The sequence below is a fragment of the Mesorhizobium sp. WSM3866 genome (assembly GCF_002294795.1).
In the GTDB taxonomy this organism is placed as follows: domain Bacteria; phylum Pseudomonadota; class Alphaproteobacteria; order Rhizobiales; family Rhizobiaceae; genus Mesorhizobium.
Genome location: NZ_NSGC01000039.1, coordinates 1 through 3,630 on the forward strand (window position 1 = coordinate 1; position 3,630 = coordinate 3,630).

At 57.0% G+C, this 3,630-nt stretch carries 3 protein-coding genes; 1 reads left to right on the forward strand and 2 read right to left on the reverse strand.

The annotated features are described in order from the left end of the window. A partial coding sequence (locus tag CK222_RS32785; RefSeq protein ID WP_210199773.1) for a hypothetical protein occupies positions 1 to 181 on the forward strand: 181 nt, incomplete at its 5' end. Positions 182 to 215: 34 nt separating this feature from the next. Here CK222_RS32785 and virD4 read toward each other — a convergent pair. Further along, positions 216 to 1,946, reverse strand: a complete 1,731-nt coding sequence (virD4, locus tag CK222_RS31230) for a type IV secretion system ATPase VirD4 (RefSeq protein ID WP_095777585.1) — start codon at positions 1,944 to 1,946, stop codon at positions 216 to 218. Between the two features lie 234 nt (positions 1,947 to 2,180). Beyond that, positions 2,181 to 3,059: a hypothetical protein gene (locus CK222_RS31235; RefSeq protein WP_095777379.1), complete on the reverse strand. Its 879-nt coding sequence runs from the start codon at positions 3,057 to 3,059 to the stop codon at positions 2,181 to 2,183. Positions 3,060 to 3,630: the final 571 nt, after the last annotated feature.

The following is a 3,630-nucleotide window of genomic DNA, read 5'->3' on the forward strand; positions in this document are numbered from 1 at the left end:
ACCCGTGTTCCAGTCGCAGAAGCTTCTCTGGATTGGTTGGCGATTCGTAAGCTTCATCGAACAGCAGGGCCTCGGCAAGGTGCTGCTCAACGCCCATTTGTCGCGCCTGGACCGCTTGCCTCCCCTCTTCCACGCCGGCGTCCTGCACGGAAGCTGTTACACGGGATGGGTTGCTATTTAGCGGGTCCATACTAGCCTCACATCAAACTGTATCGTCAAAGTCCCTGCGTCAATTCAGGCAGCGGGTCATCGAGATGAGGTTCTGCCGAGAGCCCCTCGTCTGCTATCGTCAAGGGTGCCGGCTCCGGGAGGACGCCCGCCTGGCTTTCGAAGATGCGTTTCAGAATGCGATCCGAAAAATATCGCACCTTCCTCAATTGCAATGGTGGCAGACCTTTGATGAGCACAATCTCGTAGTCGTCATCGAGCAGCCGAACCTGTTCCGGACGCAACAGCGGTGCACCTTGATGCGATTTCTGAATGTTCCAGTCGAAAGTTCGCGCTTGGCTGTAGGAAATCGATTTGGCTTCAAATGTGTATTCACCGATGGCTTTGGAAATGTAGTTCGGAGTCTCGTCATCGGCAGTGGCCATGAACACTTGCAGGCCGGTATTGCTGAGAAAATTCTGCTTGCCAGCCTCACCATAGCCGCCCGTAAGTGCCGAGAGGCTTTGGATGATGAGCATGAAGCGACCCTTGTAGCCGGCGATGGTCGTGATTGCGGTCTCGATCGCCTCCAGCTTACCCAAGTGTTTGAATTCATCGAGCAGAAACAGGACTTCGTATTTTTCATCCCGGCGAGGCATCGAACGCTGTAGAATTGAAACGACTTGCTGAAAGAACAGGCGGATCAAAGGCGCGACCACCTCAAGATCGTTCGGACTAACGCAAAGATAGATGCACGTTTTGCGACGGCGAAGATCATAGACCGAAAAATCTGAGCGACTTGTCGCTGCCTTTACAGCGGGATCCGCCCACAAATTGAGCCCGCCATCGCCGAGGACGGACGTGTAGGAGGTTAGGATTTTTGTATCGTTCCCGGCCATGTCGTCGAAGATGCGTTGCGCCTCTTTGTTCCGGGTCTCCATGGCGAGTCGCGCGAAGAGCTTAAACTTCTCCCCCGGCTGGGCGAAGAGGTCATAGACGGCGCCGATTGTTGGCGTGCCCCGCTCGATGCAGGCAAGGATCCCCGCGACAAAGAGATCTCGCGCGCCGTTGACGAAACCTTCCGCGCCCTCCCCCTTCGCCGTAATTAGGTTTGCCGCCAAGCGGCGGGCCTCGGTGAATTGCTGCTGTGGAGGCAGCGCAATAAGGTCCAATAACGGATTAAAGCAATTCGTGCGCCGCTCAGAATCCAGCGGCGCAAATTTGAACACCTCGGCGCCGGCAGCCTGGCGCGCCCTCGAGGTAAGCTCAAAGAGCTCCCCCTTCACGTCGAGAGCTATCACCGAGCCTTTGAATGTAAGTAGCGTTGGAATGACTATGCCGACGCCCTTACCAGCACGGGTCGGTGCGACGATAAGGCTGTGAGGCTGCTCGCCATTGGTTAGGTAGTAGCCAGGCCAGAAAGGGCCACTCGTCTTGCCAAATACCGGGCCTGTTACGCCACGGTATCGTCGTAGATAACCCGGGCGTCTCATCTCATCCACTCGCGCCCAGCGCGCCGTCCCGTGATGTTCGAGGTTGCGCCGTATCATGATCTGCTGAATCAGCAACACGACCGCGGACGTTGAGAGCACGATAGCTACGCCCCGATAGAAGACGGGGGTTGCGAAACCCAGATAGAAGGGCGTCTCAAACCAAAAGGCACGGACGTCAAATGTCATCAAAGCCGCGCCGCTACGCCAGTGGCGGAGCGTTGCGTACAGACTTGCCGCGCAGAAGCCCAAGGCGAGCGAGCACGCGATGCTAAGAGCTATGTTGGGGGTCGTTTTTGTTGAAGCCATCGTTTGGTAGCTAATGCTGCGCTTGCTTTCAGACACTGGACCGACGTCGCGCGATGTCGCCGCTCGACAGATCCATGCCAGAGCGGGGGGGGGTCGATGCTTGCATCGCACCACCCAGCAGACGTTGTTTTTGAAATTTACCCTAAAGCAGGTGCGTCAACGGCCAGCGAATTGGAAAGGGCAAGGCCGTGGACGGAATTCGGGCAGTATGCGTCACTTACCATGGCCGAGACCTCAACGGCCGGAGCGATCTCTGCTTCTGGAGGCAGACATTAGATCCTCTCGGGCGTGATTGTAGGCTTGGCTTATGGACTGTCCGACTTGACCACCCCGCCGCAGCTGTTCATGGGAGGTTTGCGGGCCTACTGTATCACGGACTGAAGCCGCAATACCTGCTATGCGGTCGTCCAAATTCGCACTCCGTTCCTGTGCTGCATGCTGCGGCGGAGGCATGTTCTGCAACAGGCCATGCAGGTCGGGAAGTGAGTTAGCTTGCGCTTGCTGATTTGCGTCCAGCTGGTGATACGCGGTCACAATTGCATTTTGGGCGGTCACCTTGACCATGTGGTGCTGATGAGGATCAGCAGCCAATTCAATGGCCTGCTCAAAAATGCGCGATTTATTTTGGTCATTAAACTTACTGAAGTTTTGCGCCACAAACATAACCCCTAGAGCTTGCTCCATTGGGTCCATATTGCCAATGCGATTAACAAGAGCAGTCTGCTTCTGGGGCCCTAGAAAATGGCCTACATTACTAGCCGCTTGGACTTGGAACAATGCTACATCATCCGGGGCGAACCCCAATCCGGCCGTCAATCTGTCGACCAGATCGTTGGCTGCTCGTCCGAGCTGGTTGTTGCGCCTATCAAATCTGCCGAGGTCAGATTCTTGCCCGGGTGCCGCGTCCTGAAGGGCACGTCGCATTTGCCTCTCGGCGGATTTGAAGCTCCCAAGATCGCGTGCTGTATCGCGCGGGTTAGCGGTTACCAACCGTTCGGCAACATTGGTCAGTGGCCCGCCTGGAAGGCCATGGTGGTTGCGCTGTTCCTCGGCCCTCCTCCCGTCGCGGGATGAACTTCCAGCTGCACGTTTTGGTCTGCTATCGCGATCCATTGATCGGCCTCCAAAGGCGTTTCTCTACCCCATGAGGTTACCACCCAAGCTTGATCTGCTAAACCAATATGGTGTTACACTTGTAGTCTCGCAGAGGCTTCTCCCAGCTCTCTGGTCACGGCGAGAGCCCATCTAAGCCAAAGGAATATGATGAGTTGGGCTCAAGGGCTATGCATGTTTCGCAGCACGGATGGCACGCCGTGCCGCCTCTTTCGCCTGCTCCTACCCGCCGTTGGAAAATCCCGGCATGATGTCGTCCGCAGCAGCTTCTCCTTTGAGAGCAGGCGTATATGTTGGAGTGTTTCGATGACGACCATCGCCTTTTCCGGCCAATCACCCGGGCTGTCCTCCTCTGGCAAGCAAATCAGTCACGACCTGGTCGGCAATTTGCACAGCGCCGCGCGCAACGCCGCCCGTCCTCGACGCGGCCCGCCTGTCGTGCAGCGGCAGTCAGCGCCAGCGCTGGCGACCGGGGCCGTCCGTCCTGCCCGCGGGCTAGAGCAGATTCGACTTACTCCGGGTCATAGCCGGCTGCCTCGAAATAGTGCCTGCATTCCTCGGCTGTGAAAGC